General features: G+C 60.9%; 12 protein-coding genes and 1 pseudogene. 5 read left to right on the top strand and 8 right to left on the bottom strand.

Annotation, left to right across the window (positions count from 1 at the left end; all coding sequences use genetic code 11):
* Positions 1-53: 53 nt before the first annotated feature.
* Positions 54-833, top strand: a complete 780-nt coding sequence (locus RSO67_RS28055; protein WP_315841526.1) for an enoyl-CoA hydratase — start codon at positions 54-56, stop codon at positions 831-833.
* Here the strand turns inward: RSO67_RS28055 and RSO67_RS28050 are convergent.
* On the bottom strand, positions 830-2680 hold the full coding sequence (locus tag RSO67_RS28050; protein WP_315841525.1) for an acetyl-CoA hydrolase/transferase C-terminal domain-containing protein: 1851 nt from the start codon (positions 2678-2680) through the stop codon (positions 830-832). The genes RSO67_RS28055 and RSO67_RS28050 overlap by 4 nt on opposite strands.
* A gap of 330 nt (positions 2681-3010) precedes the next feature.
* Between RSO67_RS28050 and RSO67_RS28045 the strand changes: the two genes are divergently transcribed.
* Positions 3011-4426 carry a TolC family outer membrane protein gene (locus tag RSO67_RS28045; RefSeq protein ID WP_410001789.1) on the top strand — a complete coding sequence of 472 codons (1416 nt, stop codon included), beginning with the start codon at positions 3011-3013 and terminating at the stop codon, positions 4424-4426.
* 1 nt (position 4427) lies between these two features.
* Here RSO67_RS28045 and RSO67_RS28040 read toward each other — a convergent pair whose 3' ends face one another.
* The 4 genes and pseudogenes from RSO67_RS28040 to RSO67_RS28025 form a co-directional block, all read right to left on the bottom strand.
* Positions 4428-6992, bottom strand: a complete 2565-nt coding sequence (locus RSO67_RS28040) for an HWE histidine kinase domain-containing protein (RefSeq protein ID WP_315841523.1) — start codon at positions 6990-6992, stop codon at positions 4428-4430.
* 251 nt (positions 6993-7243) lie between these two features.
* A pseudogene (locus RSO67_RS28035) lies at positions 7244-10367 on the bottom strand (efflux RND transporter permease subunit).
* 36 nt (positions 10368-10403) lie between these two features.
* Positions 10404-11573 carry an efflux RND transporter periplasmic adaptor subunit gene (locus tag RSO67_RS28030; protein WP_315841522.1) on the bottom strand — a complete coding sequence of 390 codons (1170 nt, stop codon included), beginning with the start codon at positions 11571-11573 and terminating at the stop codon, positions 10404-10406.
* Between the two features lie 220 nt (positions 11574-11793).
* Entirely contained in the window at positions 11794-13191 is a 1398-nt protein-coding gene (locus tag RSO67_RS28025) for a CoA transferase (protein ID WP_315841521.1), read from the bottom strand.
* Positions 13192-13289: 98 nt separating this feature from the next.
* Here RSO67_RS28025 and RSO67_RS28020 point away from each other — a divergent pair, with 98 nt between their 5' ends.
* Complete coding sequence (locus RSO67_RS28020; RefSeq protein WP_089266972.1) at positions 13290-13577, top strand: hypothetical protein; 288 nt, start codon at positions 13290-13292, stop codon at positions 13575-13577.
* Between the two features lie 32 nt (positions 13578-13609).
* Here the strand turns inward: RSO67_RS28020 and RSO67_RS28015 are convergent, their stop codons facing one another.
* The 3 genes from RSO67_RS28015 to RSO67_RS28005 are packed head-to-tail and all read right to left on the bottom strand — an operon-like array spanning position 13610 to position 19228.
* A complete protein-coding gene (locus RSO67_RS28015; protein ID WP_315841520.1) occupies positions 13610-16960 on the bottom strand; it encodes an error-prone DNA polymerase in 3351 nt (1116 codons plus the stop codon).
* A complete protein-coding gene (locus RSO67_RS28010; RefSeq protein WP_315841519.1) occupies positions 16957-18543 on the bottom strand; it encodes a DNA polymerase Y family protein in 1587 nt (528 codons plus the stop codon). The genes RSO67_RS28015 and RSO67_RS28010 overlap by 4 nt, the downstream gene beginning before the upstream one ends.
* Positions 18437-19228, bottom strand: a complete 792-nt coding sequence (locus RSO67_RS28005) for a DNA repair protein (protein WP_315841518.1) — start codon at positions 19226-19228, stop codon at positions 18437-18439. The genes RSO67_RS28010 and RSO67_RS28005 overlap by 107 nt, the downstream gene beginning before the upstream one ends.
* A 159-nt stretch (positions 19229-19387) precedes the next feature.
* Here RSO67_RS28005 and RSO67_RS28000 point away from each other — a divergent pair, with 159 nt between their 5' ends.
* Complete coding sequence (locus RSO67_RS28000) at positions 19388-20629, top strand: putative DNA modification/repair radical SAM protein (RefSeq protein WP_315841517.1); 1242 nt, start codon at positions 19388-19390, stop codon at positions 20627-20629.
* Positions 20630-20650: 21 nt separating this feature from the next.
* Positions 20651-22114, top strand: coding sequence for a UdgX family uracil-DNA binding protein (locus RSO67_RS27995; protein WP_315841516.1), 1464 nt, complete (start codon positions 20651-20653; stop codon positions 22112-22114).
* The last annotated feature ends 1 nt before the right edge of the window (position 22115 follow it).

The following is a 22115-nucleotide window of genomic DNA, read 5'->3' as shown; positions in this document are numbered from 1 at the left end:
TGCGCGGAGCCGCCGATCCTGGCGGCTTCGGCAAAAAATCCGCGGGATGGAACATGAGCAGCTACGAACACCTCATCGTTGAGCGCAAAGGCGCGGTCGGCATCATCACGCTGAATCGCCCGAAGATGCTCAATGCGCTTTCTTTCGGTGTGTTCAGCGAAATCAAGATCGCCGTCGACGAGCTGGAAGCGGACACCGCCGTGGGCTGCATCATCGTGACCGGCAGCGAGAAGGCATTTGCCGCCGGCGCGGATATCAAGGAGATGCAGCCAAAGAGCTTCATCGACATGTTCTCCAGCGACTTCACGTCAATCGGCGGCGACCGTGTCGCTACCTGTACCAAACCGACCATTGCTGCAGTCAGCGGCTACGCGCTCGGTGGCGGCTGCGAACTCGCCATGATGTGCGACATCATGATCGCCGCAGACACCGCAAAGTTCGGCCAGCCGGAAATCACACTCGGCACCATTCCCGGCATCGGCGGCACCCAGCGCCTCACGCGCGCCATCGGCAAATCAAAGGCGATGGACCTCTGCCTGACGGGCCGCATGATGGATGCAGCCGAAGCCGAGCGCTCCGGTCTCGTCAGCCGCATTGTCCCGGCCGACAAGCTGATGGAAGAAGCCACCGCCATGGCGGAAAAGATCGCCGCCATGTCGCGGCCGGTGGCGACGATGGCGAAGAACGCCGTCAATCGCGCCTTTGAGACGCCGCTCACCGAAGGCCTCAAGGTCGAACGCGATCTGTTTCACGCGACATTCGCGCTGGAAGACCGTTCAGAAGGCATGGCCGCTTTCATCGAGAAGCGGAAGCCGGTCAACAAGAACCGCTAGGCTGAGCCGCTGCGCGCGAGCGCGGCGGACACCAGCACACGATAGGCACGTTCGGCCCATGTGGCCGGACAATCGAGCCCGAGCCGCGCCAGCGCTGCTTCATCTGACGCACTCGGTGCGTGTGTCGTGCCCTGCCAGAACAGGCCTGCGAGCCGTTGTGGCGACACCGATGCCGCGCTCAGGACCTGCAGCGCAGGGATCAGGCGCTGCTCCACATCAGTGAAATCGCTGCCAAACGGAAACATGGGCAGAAGACCGGCGTCCCGCGCCGGCTTGAGGGCAGCGGAGATGCGCTCGGGCACGTTGTCGCGATACGCCGCAGGAATGTCATAGCTTTTGGGAAGCTTTCCAGCCTCCTTGGCTTGTCGCATCAGCTCCGGCTGAAAGCGCGAGTCCGACACCTGCAGCATGGCCGCGATCACATCGGCGTCCGATTTTCCGCGCAGATCGGCGACACCATACTCTGTCACGATGATATCGCGCAGATGTCGCGGGATCGTGGTGTGACCATAACTCCAACGAATGTTCGAGATAGGCTTCTTGCCGGCACGTGTCGCTTCGAGAGTCAGGATCGAACGCGCGCCGTCCAGAGCGAAAGCCTGTGAGACGAAATTGTACTGTCCGCCGACGCCGCTCACGACTTGGCCGTTCTCGAGGCCGTCCGAGATCGCAGCGCCCATCAGCGTCGCCATCATCGTGTTGTTGACGAAGCGTGCATCGACGCGCGCACGGCGTTTGGCATCTTCATCACCGTAGAGTTCGTTGGTGAATGACACCGGCATCATCTGGATTTTCGCCAGACGTTCCGGCGCCATGTCGCGCAGCGCCTGATAGAATGCCTTCGGCCCAAGAAAGAACGCGCCGTGCACGATGGTGCCACCCACCTCGCGCTTGAGAATGCCCGCATCAATCAAGCCGAGAAACGCCTCGAACAGCATTTCACTGACGCCATAGAGACCGCGGTCGAACGTCGCGACTTCCTTCGGAGGCGCGTCGGGGACAAGGCGCTGCATCAGACTGCGGAACGCCGCATTGTCGCGGTGGCGAACGATCAGGCCCTGCGCCAGCGCATCCCCCACTTGTCCAATGCCGATCTGCAGCGTGCCGCCATCGCGCACCAGGCCTGCAGCGTGTAATCCAATCGCATATTTGGTGTCGTTGACCGGTTCGGACGGTGGCGCAAACAGCGGAAATTCAGTCTCGGGACTTTCGAGCACCGCGTGAAACTCATCGCCGGTGAGATCACCCTGCCCTGGCATGAAAGGCAATTCCGAATTGACCTGACCGATCAACTTGAACGAGACACGCCCTTCGTTGCGCGCCCGCATCAGATCAAGCGTGGTGTCGGTATTGCAGCTCAGACTGTAGCGCGCAGCCCCGTCAACGACGCGCTTCGACACCAGTTGCGTGATCACGTTAAGCCCACGCGTCAGAAGATAAGACGCCGCATGGGTGTAGTTCGCTGAAATATAGTGTTGCTGTGCATCGGCAACCCGCAGCCATTTTCCCGCAAGGAAGAAGAATTCGTTGACTTGAATGTTTGGCGGGAGCTCGCCTTTATGCAACGCGTTTGCATAAGCGAGATCGGGATAGCCCCCGAACAGCCGCTCGATCACCGGATTGATGAAGCGCTTCTCCAGCTCGCTGGATGGTTTTGGCTTCTCCAGTGTCAGGGCAGAAAAGAACGTCAGCCTGATGCTGCGATCGGCCAGCGCGCGCTGATAGAGCGCATTGATAATATGGTTGGCCTTACCCAGCCCCAGCGGCAGCCCGACCACGAGCGTCGTCCCCACGTCGCGAATGATGTCTTCGGCGATGGCGTCGGGATCAGTGAATATCTTGGGCATAGGCATTCCGGCTGGGCAGGATCGGCAGCTCCTCAGCGCAATCACGCAGCAAAGCCGGACAGAGTTACCACTGCGTGCGGTTATTCAGAAATGTGCCCGACATGCAACACACGCGGCCATGTGAAGCGGGTTTATTCGTCGCATTCACCGAGCGCCTCATCCACCCTAGGGTCCTGATCAATCAAGCAAATCGGGGCAGCCAAATGCCCTGTGGGGAAAGCGCAAAAGCCCGGAGGTTCTTCGCCGGATGGTTTGCCTGCAAAGGCAACGCCCTCTAAACATACCTAGACGTCAGCGGGGGCGGACGTCCGAAGATTGCTTTGGGATAATATGGTTCGTCACGGCATATTTGGCCTCGCCGCAAGGCGCGCGCTTCGGACAGGCATGGCCCTGAGCCTGATTGGCTATGGCATTTTTGCTGCGGTCGATGCCCGTGCCGAAACGGTGTCGGAAGCCCTTGCCAAAGCCTATCAATCCAATCCGCAGCTGAACGGCGAACGGGCTCGCCAGCGCGCCACCGATGAGAACGTTCCGCAGGCGATGGCCGGCTACCGGCCTCAGGTAGCAGCCACGCTGAGCTATGGCCTTCAGGCCGTACGCAACCTGCTCATAGACAACACCATCCAGGGCGCAACGCTAAAGCCATGGACGATCGGCGTAACGGTCACCCAGACGCTTTATAACGGAAACAAGACAGCCAACAGTGTCCGCGTCGCGGAATTGCAGGTCCAGTCTGGCCGGGAAGCGCTGCGCAATGTCGGCCAGGGCGTGCTGCTGGATGCTGTCGTTGCCTATACCAACGTTCTCGCCAACCAATCGCTGGTTGAAGCCCAACGCGCCAACGTCACCTCCCTGCGCGAAACCCTCGGCATCGCCCAGAAGCGGCTCAACGCCGGGGACGTCACGCCCACCGACACGTCACAGGCGGAAGCGCGACTGGCGCGTGGCCAGGCCGATCTCAACGCCGCCGAGGTCAATCTCGCCATCAGCCAGGCGACTTATACGCAGGTGATTGGTGCTGCACCCTCGCGGCTCAGTCCGGCGGAACCGATGGATCGGCTGCTGCCGCGCAACCGCGACGATGCCCTCAATCAGGCTTTCAAGGCGCACCCCGCCGTGCTGGCAGCCGGCTACGATGTCGACGTGGCGACCACGACGATCAAGGTGGCGGAGAGCAGCCTATTGCCTACTCTGACGCTGCAGGGCAGCGCCAGCAAATCCAGCCAATCTGATCCGACGCTTGGCACTTTTGGCACCGACCAGGCTTCGATTGTCGGCCAATTGACTGCGCCGATCTATGACGGCGGTCTCGGTGCTGCGCAGACGCGGCAGGCCAAGGAACTGTCGTCGGTCAGCCGCCTGGTGCTCGAACAGGTCCGCAATCAGGCCCGCACCGCAGTCGTCGGTGCATGGGTGTCAAATGAAGGCGCCAAGACTGCTGTCAGCGCTGCGGAAGCCGAAGTACGCGCCGCTGGCGTTGCACTACAAGGCGTACAGCGCGAGGCCCAGGGCGGTCAGCGTACCACTGTCGATGTCCTGAACTCACAGCAGGATCTCGTACAGGCAAAAGCACGCCTGATTGGCGCGCAACGTGACCGGGTCATCGCATCCTATTCGCTGCTCAGCGCAATCGGCAGGCTGGATGTGAAGACGCTTGGGCTGAACACGCCGGACTACTTGCCGGAAGTTCACTATCATCAGGTGCGCGACGCCTGGCACGGGCTGCGCACGCCCTCGGGGCAGTAACCTATCCGGCCGAACTCTTCTTCGCCATCGCCGTGGTCATCGCAGCGACCAGCGATGCGAGGTCGTAGGGTTTGCGTACAATCGGTACGTCCTCCATCGACGCCGGGATCAGGCTGGTTTCGCCATAGCCTGTGGCGAAGACGAAGGGGATGCCCCGCTCGCGCAATGCCTGGGCCACCGGTACCGAACTGCCATTGCCGAGATTGACGTCGAGGATGGCCACATCAGGCCTCATGATCGTCAGCGCGATCAATGCCTCCTTGACCGAAGATGCCGTCTCGACCGATGCCGCGCCCTCTTGGGTCAACATGGTCTCGACGTCCATGGCAATCAGAAGCTGGTCCTCGACCATCAACACCTTCAAGCCGCGCATCGACGCCATCGGCTTGTCATCCCCGCGTCGGGCGCGCACGTTGCGCGCCGCCACCGGCGCGGGCCAGACAACGAAGCGCGCCGGGATGAGCAACCGCACGCGCGTGCCGGCCGGCTCATAATCGACATCGCTTTCACCCCCGAGATCATAGGGAATGCTGCGACTGATCAGCATCGATCCAAAGCCCGGCCGCAATGGCGGTGTGACAAGGGGGCCGTCGCGCTCAAGCCAGTGGATTTCGCAATCGCCGATATCGGTGCGTTTCCACTGGAGCGACAAGCGCCCCGTGCTTACGGAAAGCGCGCCATATTTGGCGGCATTGGTAGCCAGTTCGTGCAGCACCAGTGCGAGTACCGAATAGGCTCGAGCGTCGAGCGAAACATCGGGCCCGGTCACCTCGATCGCTTTTACCGACTCGCGATACGGCGAAAATTCCGCATCGAGCAATCCCTTTAACGCACCGCCACCCGCGCCGCGGATGACCTGATCATGCGCAAGCGACAAGGCCTGAATACGTCCCTTCAGGGAAGCGACATAATCCTCGATGCTGCGGCCATCCTCGACCGGGTGCGAGACCAGCGATTTGATCAGTGCCAGGATATTCTTGACGCGATGATTGAGCTCTTCATTCAGCATTTTCTGGCGCAGGTCTGCCTTGTGCCGCTCATCCGCCAGTAATTCGTTGTGGCGAAGCACCACTTCCACCAAAGCCGAGCGCACAGCCTCGGCGGTGTCGCGCTCGTTTTGCAGCCATGGCTGGGATTGGCGCTGCACGGTCTCCTTCCAGATCGCGAAGCTCTTGCGCGGCGTCAGTCGATCGCCCAATGGACCGATTTCGTATGTCTTGTTGGGATCACCCGCCCAGTTCAGGGTTTGCGTAACTTCGCTGCGAAAAAACAGGAGATAGTCGCGCGGTAACTGCGACAGGGGCACGGCCAACACCCCGGAAACGGCAGCGGCATAATCTTCAGCCGCCGGTAATCGATCTGACAATGCGCTCGTCGCCCACACCCTGCCCTCGGCCACCGTATTGATGAAGCCCATCAGCGCCGGCACTGCCGCAGCCGGCGGCGCATTGCCATAAGACGTCCAGGTCTTGTTGAGGTAAAGGCCAACGCCGTCACACGGCATCAGCACACTAAAATCGCGAATACTTTCCTTGAGCAGGTCTCCGACATCGCCGTGATGCGAAACATTGTGCAATAGCTGGTCGAGATAGCGCCGCGCGCTTTCGCTAGCGGCCAGTTTGCGTTTTTGAAGAAGCCCGGCCAGTTGCATGGAAAAGAACTCACCGAACATCTCTGCAGCAACGCGTTTCTCCATGGAGAGCGCGCGTGGTGCATAATGATGACAGGCGATCAGCCCCCACAGCACGCCGTCGTGGATGATGGAAATCGACATCGACGCACCGACGCCCATATTGCGCAGATACTCGCAGTGGATCGGCGAAACGCTGCGCAAATGTGCAAAGGACAGGTCGAGCGGTTCACCGGATGTGTCGAACTCCGGCTCAATGGCCACGCGCTCACCGCTCGCATCAGAGACAATACGCACGGTGTTCTGGACGTAAAGCACCCTCGCCTGCTGCGGGATGTCGCTGGCCGGGAAGTGCTGTCCCAGAAAGCTCTCGAGATCGCCGCGGCGCGCCTCGCTGATCACCCGGCCGGAACCATCGTGAGCGAATTGATAGACCATCACCCGGTCGTAGCCGAGTGCGCCACGCAGCAGCCGCGCCGCATTGTCGAACAGCACGTCGAGATCGTTGCATTGGCCGATACGACCGATCAGCAAGCGTGACAGCTCCAGAGGTGGTGTCGCCTCGCTGGCGTCCACAGGCTCGAATTCGATGATGTTGACGCCCTTGTGCCGATGCACAGCGACGTTGAACGCGGTCGGCGAATGCGCGACCTTGAAATCGATCAGCAATCCCGGGCGCTGCTGGTTGCCCCATTTGGCGATGGCATTGCGAATATCGTGCGCCGGCCCCTCGCCGATCAGATCATCCAGCCTGCGGCCATTGATGTCTCCGGCGCCAATCCCAAGCATCGGGCCAGCATTGACCGAATGGCGCCGGACCATCCCGACGGAGCCATCGCAGGCGAGCAGACAACCATAGGGTTGAACACTGCCGGGGATGTGGATTGGCTCGCGGTCGCAATTGGTCAGGTCGACAGAGGCGGTCTTGGTGAGCATCAAAAGGTCTCTGAAAAGAGGCGGCTCTCGAAACGACAACCGCCAGCATGGCACGGCTGCGCGTTTGAAAAAAGATCAGCAAATACAGCGTTCAAGAGCACCTACCGCAACGCGCACGGGGCTTGGAATAGCCCGATGGGGAACCGGTCAACGGGCAAGCGCCGGTTTCGATCCATTTCGAGGACGGTTTTTTAGGTATGGATCATTGGGCTGCCTCAGCGCAGCCAAAGCCGCTCCCGTCGCAAGCTGGTTTAACGCGCCCGACTCGAGAAGAACGAGATCAGCACCGGCAGCGTGATCAGGATCACTAGCGGCGCCAGCATCATGCCGGTGACAACGACGACCGCCAGCGGCTTCTGGACCTGAGACCCGATACCCTCCGACAGCGCCGCTGGCAGCAGGCCGACGCCCGCGACGATGCAGGTCATGAGCACCGGCCGCAGTTGCAACTCGCCGGTCCGGATCACAGCCTTGATCTCGCTCGTAGCCCTCGTCGATCAGCTGATTGTATTGCGACAGGATCAGGATGCCGTCCATGACAGCAATGCCGAACAGCGCGATGAAGCCGATCGCCGCCGATACGCTGAACGGAATACCCGTGATCAGCAGGCCGAGCACGCCGCCAAAGATTGCCATCGGGATCACGCTCATGGCCAGCAGCGTGTCGGCCATCGAGCCAAAGTTGAACCAGAGCAGCACGCCTATCAGAGCGAGACTGATCGGCACCACGATGGAAAGCCGTGCGATAGCGTCCTGAAGGTTGCCGAACTCGCCGACCCATTCGGTCCGCGAACCCGGAGGTAGCTGGATCAGCGCCGCAACCTTGTCCTGCGCTTCCTGAATGGCGCTGCCAAGATCGCGTTCGCGTACCGAGAACTTGATCGGCAGATAACGCTCCTGGTTCTCGCGATAGATATAGGCCGCACCCGAGACGAGATTGATCGATGCCACTTCACTTAGCGGGATCTGCGCGATCGTGCCGTTCGGACCGGGCGCGCCGATGCGCAAATTCTGGATCGCCTCAGCGCTACGGCGATATTCCGGCGCCAGCCGCACCATGATCGGGAAATGCCGATCGCTACCGGGCTCATAGAGATCGCCTGCAGAGTCGCCGCCGATGGCGACCTTGATGGTGGCGTTGATATCGCCCGGCGACAATCCGTAACGCGCAGCCTTGGCGCGATCGACGTCAATCTGGATGGTTGGCTGCCCCAGCGATGTGAACACGGCGAGATCCGTCACGCCCTGCACCGTCGACAGTACGGCCTTGATCTCGTTAGCGGTCTTGGTGAGTGCATCCAGATCGTTGCCGTAGAGCTTGATCGAGTTCTCGCCCTTCACGCCAGAGACGGCTTCGGAGACGTTGTCCTGCAGATATTGCGAGAAATTGAACTCGACGCCGGGAAATTTCGTCTGCAGTTCCTTGAGCAGGCGCGCCGTGAGCGCATCCTTGTCCTGCGGCGCCGGCCATTCGGAGGCAGGTTTTAGCGGGGCGAAGAATTCGGCGTTGAACAAGCCAGCCGCGTCAGTGCCGTCATCGGGACGGCCGTGCTGCGAGACGACGGATTCTACCTCGGGCTGCTGGCGGATCAGCCTGCGCATCTCGTTGACGTAAGTGTTGCCTTCCTGCAGCGAGATCGTCGGCGGCAGCGTGGCGCGGATCCAGAGATTGCCCTCTTCCAGCTTCGGCAGAAATTCCAGGCCGAGGAAACGCGCCATGAAGAAAGTCACGACGACGAGACCGATCGCAATACCCAATACGATCTTTCGGCTGGCGACCGCCCAGTGCAGCACCGGCATATAGAGGCGATGCAGCTGGCGCATGATCCAGGTTTCGGTCTCCTGGACATGCGCCGGCAGAATGATCGCGCTCAGCGCAGGCGTGACGGTGAATGTCGCGATAAGGCCGCCGGCGAGCGCATAAGCGTAGGTCCGCGCCATCGGCCCAAAGATATTACCTTCAACGCCGGACAGCGTGAACAGCGGCAGGAACGCGGCGATGATGATCGCGGCGGCAAAGAAGATCGAGCGCGACACGTCAGCGGATGCGCTGAGGATGCCATGTTTCTTCATGCCCATGATGGTCTCGGGCGAGATGTGGCTACGCTCCGCTTCGGAAAGCTCCGTTGTCTGGGTCAGCCGTCTGAAGATGGCCTCTACCATGATGACCGTACCATCGACGATCAGGCCGAAATCGATAGCGCCCACCGATAGCAGGTTGGCGGATTCGCCGCGTAGCACCAGAATGATGACAGCGAAAAACAGGGCGAACGGAATAGTGGCGCCGACGATCAGCGCGCTGCGCAGGTTGCCGAGAAACATCCATTGCAGCAGCACGATCAGCAGGATGCCAACGACCATGTTGTGCAGCACCGTATGCGTGGTGGTGTCGATCAAGTCCTTGCGGTCATAGATGCGTTCGATCCGCACACCGGGCGGCAGGATGCCTCCGCGATTGATCTGCTGCACCAGTTGTTCGACGCGCGCGATGGTCGGCGAACTCTTCTCGCCGCGGCGCATCAGCACGATGCCTTGGACGATATCGTCCTCCTGATTGAGACCGGCAATGCCGAGGCGCGGCTTCTCGCCGACCGACACCGTGGCGACATCCTTGACCAGAACCGGATTGCCGTTGGTCTGGGAGATCATCGTATTGGAAAGGTCGTCGATCGACCGAATGAGGCCGACGCCGCGCACCACGGCCGATTGCGCGCCGATATTCACGGTGTTGCCGCCGACATTGATATTGGCGTTGCCGACGGCGGTCAGCAGTTGCGGCAGCGTCAAGCCATAGGCAACTAGCTTGCTGAAGTCGACCTGGATTTCATAGGTTTTGGTCTTGCCACCCCAACCAATGACGTCGATGACGCCCGGCACCGCACGAAAGCGGCGCTGCATCACCCAGTCCTGAAGGGTCTTGAGATCGAGTACGCTGTAGTTCGGCGGTCCCACCAGACGATAACGGAAGATTTCACCCACCGCGGAGATCGGCGATATCGTCGGCTGTGCATTGCCGGGCAAGGTCCCGAGCTGCGACAACCGGTTCAGGACTTGCTGCAACGCTTCGTCATAGGTGTAGTCGAACGAAAACTGCAGTTTGACGTCGGAGAGACCGTAGAGCGAGATGGTGCGGATCGTCTTGAGGTTCTTGATGCCCGCGACCTGCGCTTCGATCGGAATCGTGATGTAGCGCTCGATTTCCTCGGCAGAGAGGCCGTTGCTCTGCGTCACAATATCGACCATCGGCGGGGTCGGATCGGGATAGGCTTCGATGTTCAGCTGATTGAACGCAAACAAACCGCCGACGAATACGGCGACGAACATCGCCACCATCAGGAAGCGACGGTCGACGGCCAGGGCAACAAGACGATCCATCCAGATCGGACCTTTCAGAAGAGCCGAAGCTGGGGGTTAGCTGGCGGAGGCCGCGCGATCGATAAACAGGCTGCCTTTGGTGACGATGCGTTCACCGGCTTTCAGGTTGCCATGGACCTCGACGAGATTGCCATTGGTCATACCGGTCTTGATCGTGCGCAGCTCGATGGTCTTGTCGTCATGCGCGACCCAGACGCGGACCTGATCGCCTTCATAGATCAGCGCCGTTTTCGGCACGCCTATCGTTGGCTGGTCGCCAGGCGCGTAGATCGTCACGGTGGTGAACATTTCGGGCTTCAGCAAACCGTTGCTGTTGTCCAGCGTAGCGCGGACCAGCAGACGGCGCGTCGCGGGATCGAGCGCTGTCGCGACATAGCTGATGCGGCCAGTGAGCACGCGGCCCGGCAGCGCCAGTGCGGTAAAGCTCATTTCCTGACCGATCTGCACGGCAGCAGCTTCGGTCTCACGTACGAAGGCCGTGAGCCACACTGATGAGAGATCGCCGATCACGAAAACCGGATCGGCAGCGCCGGCGCTGATGTACTGGCCGGGGCCGATCTTGCGCTGAACCACCGTGCCTGCAAGCGGCGCATAGATCGTCGTTTCCGGATTGATGCGGCCCTTCTCCTGAAACGCCGTGATGGCGTCTTCCGAGAGGCCAAGAATACGCAGGCGATTGCGTGCGGCTTCGAGTGCTGTGTCGGCGGTGCGCAGATCGTTCTGTGCCTGCAGCAGCGTGGCCTGGCTCTGCTGATAGTCTTTCAGCGGCACAGCCTTGCCTTCGAACAGGTCGCGGGCGCGCTTGTCCTGGATCTGTGCGAGGTCGAATTGCGACTTCGCCTTGTTGAGCGCCGTAGTCGCGGCAACGAAATCATTCTGCGCGCCGACGGTGTCGGCCGCTTCGATCACAAAGAGCGGTTGGCCCTTTTCGACGTGGTCGCCTGGTTTGGCGAGCAGCTTGGTGACGCGGCCGGCATAGGGTGAAAAGATCGGGGTCGAGCGGTCTTCATCGACAGCGATCTTGCCCTCGGTGACGTGTTCGGCACGGAAGGCACGCACGGTGACCGGCTCGATGGTCAGGCTGGCCCATTCAGACGGCGACGTCGTATAGCGCTGCGGATTCTTCCGCGACTGGCTCGAAACGTCGGAATGCCCCTTCGACGGGGTGGACAGCCGCGCGTAGCCGATGCCTGCGGCGACCAGCATGGCAGCAATGCAACCGCCCGCAATCAGGCGTTTTGCGCTAAACAGCTGAGATCGTTGATCTAAATTCGTCACTGTCCAGTCCTTGGTAGGAAACGCACTTATTCCGCGGCGATTTGTCCCATTCACGCGCTAATAGTGCGCATCTGGGCGTTCAGACAATCTAAAAACGCGTGTGCACTTACGAATCTTCGTTAAAATTTTGAAATCCTGCGAATGGGTTTCAATTGCCGGACGGCCATACCGCCGGATGGCTGCCGAGGGGCATGGCCGGACGCGCCCACGATGCCGGGGTTCGCGATAACACAGCTGCATGACGGACCGCCGACAACTGGCCAAATCCGGACGGCATATCCTCAGTAAAGGCTTTGACCATCTCTCCCTTCAGGTCTTCGACCGCGAGACCCTCCGCGATCCTTCCCATATCCCACAGCCATTGACCGGTGCGGGCAAGAGAGACCTGCACGTGCCAGCTACCGCCTTCACGCGCCTGACGTGCACGTGCGATCATGGCGCCGAATGCCATTAAGTAGCCTGTGGCGTGATCAAGCATCTGGGCCGGTAACTCCCTGGGCCCATCGACGCCGGCCGCCTGCCCTTCGGCATGGTTGAAGCCGGTCGCGCATTGGACAAGGGAGTCGAAGCCGCGGCGCCCGGCCCATGGCCCGGAACGGGCATAGGCGGAGAGCGAGACATAGACGATACCGGGACTGACACGGACCGCCTCCTCCGGCGAGAAGCCGAGCGCCGCGAGCGACTGCGGGCGATAGCCCTGCGAGAAGATATCCGCCTGCGCGAGCAATCCTCGTAAGGTGTCGCGCCCCTGCTCGCTCCGGAGATCCACGAAGCTCGAGAGCTTGCCGCGGCCGGTATCGACGGTGAGCCACGGGATCGCCGGCAGATCTGGACTGGAGACCAGCATGACATCCGCGCCATGGGCCGCAAGCGTACGACCAGCGACGGGACCGGCGATGACGCGTGAGAGATCGAGTACGCGCAGACCGGCAAGCGGCCGGGCGCCGATCGGCCACAGCTTTGGTTCGGCGTCACCGATCCGGGTGATCTCGACCAGCGGCAGTTCAGCAACGGCTGTGGCCTGCGGCAGCGCCATCCATTCGTCGCGCGATCGCATCAGCGCCACGACACCGCCGGCCGCATAGGCCGCGGTCTCGAAGGCCTCGCCGTTCCAGTGCATCAGAGCGGCCTGCACGGCTTCGCGCTCCGGCGCGCATGACAGCACCTGGCAGACAGCGTCGCGATGATGCGGAAAATTGGTATGCAGCCGGACGAATTTTCCGTCGCCGGTCTTGTAGACACCAGCGATTACGTCCCAGGCGGGCGGCGGCGGATTACCGTCGCAGCGCAGATAGCGCTCGCTGCGGCATTCGACGATGGCGTGGCGCATGTCGACGGCGACAGTCTGCGTCTGCCCGCTGCGTAGCCGCCAGATCTCGGCAGCCGCAATTCCGGCCGCAGCGATGCTGACCTGAGCGGCTGCACCGACATGGAATGACGATGGCAATTGCGGCTCATTGCCGGTCAGCGCGACACGCTGGAGCGCCGCAATATCACCGCCAACCTGCCGCCAGAGGTCGGCGAGCAGTTCACGAATGCCGTACATCAACGCTCTCCCCCTTTCCCACGCCACCGATTCAGCTCACGCTTCCAGGTGACCACATCCGTCATCGCATCATCTTGTACAAGCATGGAGGAGAGACCATGGCCACCATCGATCCATTGACAGCCGGTGCCGTGGTGCTGGCAACGGCTGCCACCGACGCGGTCTATGTGATGTTCACCTCTGCGGTGGTGGCCCGTCGGCGCATACCTGCGGCCACCTGGAGCAGCGTCTGGTATGTACTCTCGTCCTATGCCGTCATCAGCTATACCGAAAACTGGATGTATGTGGGTTTCGCCGCCGTCGGTTCATGGATCGGCGCCTATGCCACTATTACTTTCCTGCACCGGCCACCCGGCGGACCGCCAGTCGGTGCATCACCTGAATAGGTAATATCGGCTGAATGGTTTCTGAACGGCGCTTAATGGAAATCCCGCGAGCGCGGCAGTATCCGGACATTGCGCGGATGGCGAATGCGCTGGGCGGGATTGTCGGGATGCTCGCGGCGATCGTCATTGACCGGTTCGGGGCCTGACAGCATTTGTCGGGGTCCGCCAAGCGCATCGTTGCCAAGATACTTCAGGTCGTCCGAGCGATCGATCAGCCGTTCGGCAACCAGATGGACGACCTTTTCTGGACTACTCTGGATGCGCCCCTCGACCAGGACGAGTCTGGAACCCATGACCTCCCTGCGGAACTGCTCCATCACCTTCGGCCATACCACGATATTGGCGATGCCGGTCTCGTCCTCCAGTGTCATGAAGACCACGCCATTGGCACTGCCCGGCCGCTGCCGCACCAGCACGACGCCGGCACAGCGCACGCGCCGTCTGTCATTGGCATGCACAATGCTCGCGCAGGTCACCACTTTTTCCCGCGTGAAATTCGCGCGCAGGAACTCCATCGGATGTCCCTTCAGCGACAGCCGGATGGTCTGATAATCGGCGACCACCTGTTCGGGCAAAGGCATCTGCGGCAGCGGTGCCGCATGTTCGTCCGGCTGTTCGCGAGCGCTCGCAATCTCGAACAACGGCAACGGCACATCATCGGGCAGTCGCCTCACCGCCCATAGTGCGGCACGGCGATCGAGCCCAATCGAGCGAAATGCATCGGCATCGGCCAGCATGATCAGCGCGCGTTTTGGCAAAGCCGTATCGCGGGCGAAATCTTCCAGCGAGGTGAAAAGCTGTCGCTCTCGCGCGGCAACGATGCGCTTGCCCCAATCTTCTCCCGGCGGCTTGCCAGCTTTTTCACGTTCGCGCTCCTCATCCGGATCCGCCCATTTGAATCCATCGATCTGGCGAAAGCCGAGGCGAACAGCGCAATGCCTTCTGCTCCGTTCTTCCAGAGTATTCTGCGAATGGCTGAAGGACACGTCGATCTCGCGCACATCGACGCCGTTGTCGCGCGCATCACGCACGATCTGCGAAGGTGCATAAAACCCCATCGGCTGTGAGTTCAACAGCCCGCAGCAGAATGCATCCGGATGATAATGTTTCAGCCATGACGAGACATAGACAAGTTGCGCGAAGCTAGCCGCATGGCTTTCGGGGAAACCGTAGCTTCCAAACCCTTTGATTTGATCGAAACAGCTTACCGAAAACTCCTTCGGATACCCCCGCGCGATCATGCTGTTCACCATTTTCTCTTCAAAGGTGTGCATGGTGCCGACATTGCGAAACGTTGCCATCGCTCGCCGCAATCCGTTAGCCTCTTCAGGCGTAAACTTCGCGGCCTCGATAGCGATGCGCATTGCCTGCTCCTGAAACAGCGGAACGCCAAGGGTCTTATGCAGAACGTTTCGCAACTCGTCCTCATCGCCATGTTCAGGTGACGGCGATGGATAATTGACCTTCTCGATTCCGTTTCTCCGCTTCAGATAGGGATGCACCATGTTGCCCTGGATCGGGCCCGGGCGAACAATCGCGACTTCGATGACGAGATCGTAGAAGGTGCGCGGCTTTAGGCGCGGCAACATGTTCATCTGCGCGCGACTTTCGACCTGAAACACGCCGAGGGATTCACCGCGCTGGAGCATCTGGTAAACCGGATCATCATCCTTGGATTTGATGTCCTTGAGTTCGTAACGCTGTCCTTTGTGATAAGCGACCAGATCCAAACATTTCCGGATGCAGGTCAGCATGCCCAGCGCGAGCACATCGACCTTCATCATCTTCATCGTGTCGACATCGTCCTTGTCCCATTCGATGAAGGTACGGTCGTCCATCGCCGCATTGCCGATCGGCACATAGGTGTCGAGCCGATCCTGCGTCAGCACATAGCCGCCGACATGCTGTGACAGATGGCGCGGAAATTCGATCAGCTCGGTGGCAAGCTCGACTGCACGCATGATCATCGGATTGGATGGATCAAGCCCCGCCTGTTTGACCTGCATCTCGTTGAGGCCCTTGCCCCAACTGCCCCAGACAGTGTCGGCCAATGCCGAGGTGACGTCCTCGGTCAGCCCCAGCGCCTTGCCGACATCACGGATCGCCGAGCGCGGCCGGTAATGAATGACGGTGGCGATGATGGCCGCGCGATGCCGGCCGTAGCGGCGATAAACATATTGCATCACCTCCTCGCGCCGGACGTGTTCAAAATCGACGTCGATGTCCGGCGGCTCCAGACGTTCCTTGGAGATGAAGCGCTCGAACAGGAGATCGACCTCGGCGGGATTCACCGAGGTGATGTCGAGCATGTAGCAAACTGCCGAATTGGCAGCCGAGCCCCGCCCCTGACACAGGATATCCTGGCTGCGCGCATAGCGAACGATGTCATGCACGGTCAGGAAGTAATGCGCATAACCGAGCTCGGCGATGAGCGCGAGCTCCTTGCGTAAGGTGGCTTCGAGCGTCTCATCGACACTATTCGGGAAATGCCGGGCATATCCCTCCCAGGTCAGATCCGCGAGATGCTGCTGCGCGGTCTTTCCCGGCGGGACCGGTTCGTCGGGATATTGGTATTGGAGTTGGTTCAGTGAAAACGTGATGCGATCGGCAAAACGGATGGTCTCGCGGATCGCATCCGGATAATCGCGAAACAACCGCGCCATTTCAGCAGCCGGCTTGAGATGCCGCTCGGCATTCATTTCCAGCACGCGGCCGGCCTGCTCGATGGTGGTCTTTTCACGGATACAACTGACCACGTCCTGCAGGATGCGGCGATTTGGCGTGTGATAGAGCACGTCATTGGTGGCGATCAGGGGTACACGCGCAGTGGATGCGATGCGCTGCAGCTTTGCCAGACGACGCTTGTCATCCCCGCGATGAAACGGACTGGCGCCAAGCCAGATGCCTTCCGCCGGCAGGCCCGATAGTGCATCGAGCGTGCGCAGGACAAGATCACTGTCGATCCGATAGGTCGGCATTAGAACAAGCAACACCCCTTCGCTCAACTCCGCGAGATCGCCGAGCTGCAGCAGGCATTCACCCTTGTTGCCACGCAGCTTGCCCATGCTGAGCAACCGGCACAGTCGACCATAGGCAGCGCGATCGCACGGATAGGCAAGGATGTCGGGCGTAGCGTCATTGAAAACCAGCCGCGTGCCGATCAGAAGCTTCGGTTTGTAGACCAGATCCTTGTGGTCCAGCTCGGCAAGGGCCCGCACCACACCGGCCATGGTGTTGTGATCGGCAATGCCAATGGCATAAAGCCGCTCGGCACTGGCCTGATGCACATAGTTCTGCGGATGCGACGCGCCGCGCAGGAACGAAAAATTGCTGGTGACGCCAATTTCAGCATAGTCAGGCGCGCCAGCGCCGCCCGTGCTCATGCGAACAGCCCATGCACGAACCATTGCGGCGAAACGACTTGATCGTCCGCATCCCTGATCTCGCCATACAGCCCGTCGCGAAAGAGCCAGAAGCGTTGACCTGCCTCATCCTCGACACGAAAGTAATCGCGCGTCGGCTTCGCCTCCTGCGCACGCCACCACTCCATCGACATACGCTCCGGGCCCTCCACATGGATAACGTTGTGGGAGACGCGTCGCCAGGTGAACTTCTTCGGTGGCTTGTCTGGAAACTCCGCGAGCGGAACATCGATCAGTTCGGGCTGCTCGAACAACCGTAACGGCCGCAAAGGCGGCTCGTCTTCACGTACCGGCCATGCTGCCTGCATCGCGGCAGCCAGATGATGCTGTGCCGGCACCCCCAGCATCGCGCGTTCCGGAATATGACTCTCGACAGGCAGATAGACCAGCACACGCCGCGGCCCGATCCGCGCAGCAATACGGTCGATCAGATCGGCCAGTTCATCGTTCGCATGCACATTAGCATCGAGGTCGCGCTGCTGCTGCACGACAATCTCGGTGCGGCTGGCCGACAGGCGGATCATATCGAAGCCGAATCCGGGATCGAGCGGATCGGCAATCGCGTCCAGTCGCTCGCGGAACAACCGGTCGATTACCTCGCCCTGGGTCACCGGCTGACCGGTTTCCGCCGTGATCACGCGCACTGCGCCATCGGTGCGGAAGAACGCCGCTTCCAGCCGCCGCGCGCCCTTGCCTTGCCTGTCCATCGCATCGATCAGCGTGCGTGCCAGCTTTGCCAGTGTCAGCGTAATCACGCCATCGGTGGCAATCGGTTCGGCGAAACGTTGCTCGACGATATAATCCGGCAGCGGCTTGCGCGGCGAGATCGGCGCATCGCTTTGCCCCAGCGCCTGCTCCAGCAGCGTCGTGAATTCCGCACCGAAACGTGCGCTGATTTCGGGGCGCGAGCGCGAGGCGACATCGCCGATGGTCTTCAAGCCGGCGCGGCGCAATCCACGGATGATCGCCTCATCGGCGCCGAGCGTGAACAACGGCAGCGGCGTCACTGCCTTGGCCTCCTCGCCCGCGGCGATGATCCGGCCATGTGCATATCGACTGAGCGTGCGCGCGCATGTCGCTGTCCCCGCAATCGCTGCACTGACAATAAAACCCTGTCGCAACAGCGCCGCGCAGAGCTGCTTCATCAGTGCGGCCTCGCCACCGAACAGATGGGCACAGCCGGTGATGTCGAGAAACAGACCATGCGGCAGATCCAGCGCCACGAGTGGCGTGAAGCGGTCGCACCAATCGGCGATGTCGGTCAGTACCTGCGTATCGGCAACAGGATCAGCATCGAACACCTGAATGTCCGGACAGACCGCACGGGCATTGGCGAGCGGCAGACCTGGTTCAAGGCCGAGCTTAGCCGCGGCATCGTCCAGCGCGGAAATCTGCAGCGCATTGCTTTGCTTGGCGACGACAATACTTGCTTGCAGATTAGCTGGCGCGCCGTTGCGCGCGAGCTGACGTTTGATGCGGTCGGTTGGCAGGCGCGGCAGCCACAGGCTGAGGATGCGCCGATGTGTCACGGAAAACGCACTCATCACACTTCCATTCCATGATCCATTGCCCGTTCGAGCCATGACGATTTCGAACCAGTTGTACGTCGAGCATGGGCGCGCCCCATGATTGCCAGGGCTTGAATGGCGGCGAATGCGCGGAGCGGATGATCCAGCGCGTCTCTGCCGTACTCGAGGCCGGAACGCCTGCAGTCCGCAGCAACAGGCACGTGACGCCAGAGCCGCGCGCTGCCAGCGTGAGCTTGCGGCTGCCGACCAAGTCGAACTGCTTGCTGTCGCCCCAAGTCTCCAGCACGACGCTGCCCAGCGCATCGCAGGCCAGCGCATCAGCCGTGGTCCGCAATGCCGTCTCCACATCGGGCGCGCGCACAGTGACCAGCAAGCGCGGATCGAGACCGAGTTCCCGCCAGCCGCTCATGGCCAGCGCGCCGCATTCGCGTTCGGAGAAATCCTGCCGGATCCACAGCAGCGGCCGCTTTGCCGAGACACGATGCGCAAGGCCGGCGACAAAGCCCGTGGCCGCCGCGCTGTGACGGCCTTCGGCGAACACCTCATGCATGGTGCCACGTGCGAGCCCGCCTTGCAGCGCCGCGTCCGCCTCGGCATGACCGAGCGACACGCGATCCGGCGCATAGGTATCGCTGTGGGTCTCGATGCGTTCGATGCTGCCGCGCAATTGCGCGAGCGTGGCCATGCGTGCGCCGGTCATGCGCCGCTCCTCGAAATTGTTTTGCCGTGGCGGGTTTTTAGTGAACCCATTGCCGGCCCATTTGTTCATGATATGTTCTATAAAGCTAAGATGGCAAGCCGAGTCAATCGGGATCATCAGCCGCTTTTTTAGCATTTGAAATCAAAGGGATTTTTGAACATGGACGTGAAGCGCAAGCTGGAGATCCTGGCAGATGCCGCGAAATACGACGCGTCCTGTGCGTCCAGCGGTACCGAGAAACGGGACTCCCGCGACGGCAAAGGCATTGGCTCGACCGATGCAGGCATGGGGATCTGTCATTCCTATGCGCCGGACGGCCGCTGCATCTCGCTGCTGAAGATCCTGCTCACCAATGCCTGCAATTACGATTGCCTTTATTGCGTCAACCGGGCCTCCAGCAATGTGACGCGCGCCCGCTTCACCGTCGACGAAGTGGTGCAGCTGACGCTGGATTTCTACCGGCGCAATTACATCGAGGGACTGTTTCTCTCGTCGGGCATCATCCGCAGCGCCGATTACACGATGGAACAGGTTGTCGCCGTCGCGCGAAAACTGCGCGAGGAGCATCATTTCCGCGGCTATATCCATCTCAAGACTATTCCGGAAGCCGACGATGTACTGATCACCGAGGCCGGCAAATATGCCGACCGCCTCTCCATCAATATCGAGGTGCCCGAGGAGGACAGTTTGGCGAAGCTGGCGCCGGAGAAAGACGTCCGCGCCATTCGTCGCACCATGGGTCGATTGCGGTTGAAGCTCGATGAAGCCCGCGAGGGTCGCAAGCCGACGCCGCGCGGCAAGGTCGGGCCGCGTTTTGCGCCCGCGGGGCAAAGCACGCAGATGATCGTCGGCGCCGACAGCGCCAATGATTCAACCATCATCCGGACCTCGGCCAATCTCTACGGGTCCTACAATCTCAAGCGCGTCTATTACTCCGCCTTCAGCCCGATCCCCGATGCCAGTCGTTCGCTGCCGCTGCGAGCCCCGCCGCTGATCCGCGAGCATCGGCTGTATCAGGCCGACTGGCTGATGCGCTTCTACGGCTTCGACGCCGACGAGATCGTCGATGACAGCCACGGCATGCTGTCGCTGGACATGGACCCGAAACTCGCCTGGGCGCTGCGACACCGCGAGCGCTTCCCGCTCGACGTCAACCGCGCCAGCCGCGAAGACCTTTTGCGCGTGCCCGGTTTCGGCGCCAAGGCTGTGCAGCGGATCATCGAAACGCGCCGCATCTCGTCGATCCGCGTCGGTGATCTCGCCCGGCTGCATATCCCGCGGAACAAGGCACTGCCTTTCATCGTTCTTCCGGATCATCGCCCCGCCGTGAATTTGCTGGACAGCGCAAAACTGGCGGAGCGGTTCAAACCGAAGGCAACCCAATTGGGATTTGGATTCTAGAATTTCATTTCAGGAGACCCGATGCACAGTATCGTGCTGGAGAGCGACACCGATTTCGAAGGCTGGCGCAGGGCGGCACGCAAACTGGCGCTCAACAACATTGCCCCCGGCGATGTGACATGGACGGTTGCAGGCGCCGAGCCTGAATTGTTTTCTGCCTCGCCAGCAACGTCGCTATCCGACGCTGCAAAAGGCACGTTCAACGTTCCGGCCAAATTCGTCGAACTCGCCGAAACTGCGATCCTGCATCGCGATCCCGAACGCTTCGCCCTGCTCTATCGTTTGCTATGGCGGCTACGCGACAATCCCGATCTGATCCATGTCGCGATCGATTCCGACATTGCGAAATTGCAGGCGATGGCCAAGGCTGTCCGGCGCGACGAGCATAAGATGCATGCTTTCGTGCGGTTTCGCGAAATCGGCCGCGAGCCGAAGTCGCATTTCGTCGCCTGGTTCGAGCCCGAACATCACATCGTCGAACTCGCCGCGCCGTTCTTCGCGCGGCGCTTTGCCGACATGGCGTGGTCGATCCTGACGCCGGATCTCTGTGCGCATTGGGACGGTCACGCGATTTCCATCACGCCCGGTGTCAGCAAGGCCGATGCGCCGACCAAGGATCGGCTCGAAGAGGTGTGGCTGACCTATTACGCCAACATCTTCAACCCGGCGCGGTTGAAGACCAAGGCAATGCAAAACGAGATGCCGAAGAAATACTGGCACAACCTGCCCGAAGCCGCGCTGATCAAGCCGCTGATCGCGGAAGCTGAACGCATCACAGGTGACATGATCGCGGCAGAAGCCAGCGCGCCCAAGAAACCGCAACGTCGGGAGGAGACGATGGTCAAGTCGCATGCAACCAAAATGGCCGAACATACCGGGAAGGAAAATCTTGCCGCATTGCGCGACGAAGCCGATGATTGCCGTGCCTGCCATTTGTGGAAAGATGCGACGCAAACCGTGTTCGGCGAAGGCCCGCAGCATGCTTCTGTGATGATGGTCGGCGAACAGCCCGGCGACAAAGAAGATCTTGCCGGCAAGCCGTTCGTCGGACCGGCCGGACAGATGCTCGACAAGGCGCTGAAGGAAGCCGGCATTGTCAGGGAAAAGGTCTATGTCACCAATGCCGTGAAGCATTTCAAATTCGTGCCACGCGGAAAATTCCGCCTGCATCAGAGGCCGGCGACGCCGGAAATCAAGGCGTGCCGTCCCTGGTATGAGCGCGAAAAAGCGTCCGTGAAACCCGAGCTCGTCGTCGCGATGGGCGCGACAGCCGCGCAAAGCGTGCTCGGCAAGATCACGCCGATCGGCAAGACGCGCGGCCGGATCATCGAGGCTGACGACGGCACGCAGGTCTTGGTCACCGTGCATCCGTCCTATCTGCTGCGCCTGCCCAATGAAGATGCCAAAGCGCGCGAATACGCGCACTTCGTCGACGATCTGCGGATCGTCGCCGCGCATCTCAGCAAATCAGCGCGCGCTGCCTGAC

The sequence above is a fragment of the Tardiphaga sp. 709 genome (assembly GCF_032401055.1).
Classification (GTDB): Bacteria; Pseudomonadota; Alphaproteobacteria; order Rhizobiales; family Xanthobacteraceae; genus Tardiphaga.
The sequence above is the reverse complement of the archived record's forward strand: the minus strand, read 5'-3'. Positions and strand labels throughout refer to the sequence as shown.

Coding starts and splice junctions, on each gene's coding strand:
- RSO67_RS28005 (WP_315841518.1), bottom strand. CDS start 19,228: ATGACCGGCGCACGCATGGCCACGCTCGCGCAATTGCGCGGCAGCATC.
- RSO67_RS28030 (WP_315841522.1), bottom strand. CDS start 11,573: ATGCTGGTCGCCGCAGGCATCGGCTACGCGCGGCTGTCCACCCCGTCG.
- RSO67_RS28025 (WP_315841521.1), bottom strand. CDS start 13,191: ATGTACGGCATTCGTGAACTGCTCGCCGACCTCTGGCGGCAGGTTGGC.
- RSO67_RS28010 (WP_315841519.1), bottom strand. CDS start 18,543: ATGAGTGCGTTTTCCGTGACACATCGGCGCATCCTCAGCCTGTGGCTG.
- RSO67_RS27995 (WP_315841516.1), top strand. CDS start 20,651: ATGCACAGTATCGTGCTGGAGAGCGACACCGATTTCGAAGGCTGGCGC.
- RSO67_RS28055 (WP_315841526.1), top strand. CDS start 54: ATGAGCAGCTACGAACACCTCATCGTTGAGCGCAAAGGCGCGGTCGGC.
- RSO67_RS28000 (WP_315841517.1), top strand. CDS start 19,388: ATGGACGTGAAGCGCAAGCTGGAGATCCTGGCAGATGCCGCGAAATAC.
- RSO67_RS28040 (WP_315841523.1), bottom strand. CDS start 6,992: ATGCTCACCAAGACCGCCTCTGTCGACCTGACCAATTGCGACCGCGAG.
- RSO67_RS28020 (WP_089266972.1), top strand. CDS start 13,290: ATGGCCACCATCGATCCATTGACAGCCGGTGCCGTGGTGCTGGCAACG.
- RSO67_RS28045 (WP_410001789.1), top strand. CDS start 3,011: ATGGTTCGTCACGGCATATTTGGCCTCGCCGCAAGGCGCGCGCTTCGG.
- RSO67_RS28015 (WP_315841520.1), bottom strand. CDS start 16,960: ATGAGCACGGGCGGCGCTGGCGCGCCTGACTATGCTGAAATTGGCGTC.
- RSO67_RS28050 (WP_315841525.1), bottom strand. CDS start 2,680: ATGCCCAAGATATTCACTGATCCCGACGCCATCGCCGAAGACATCATT.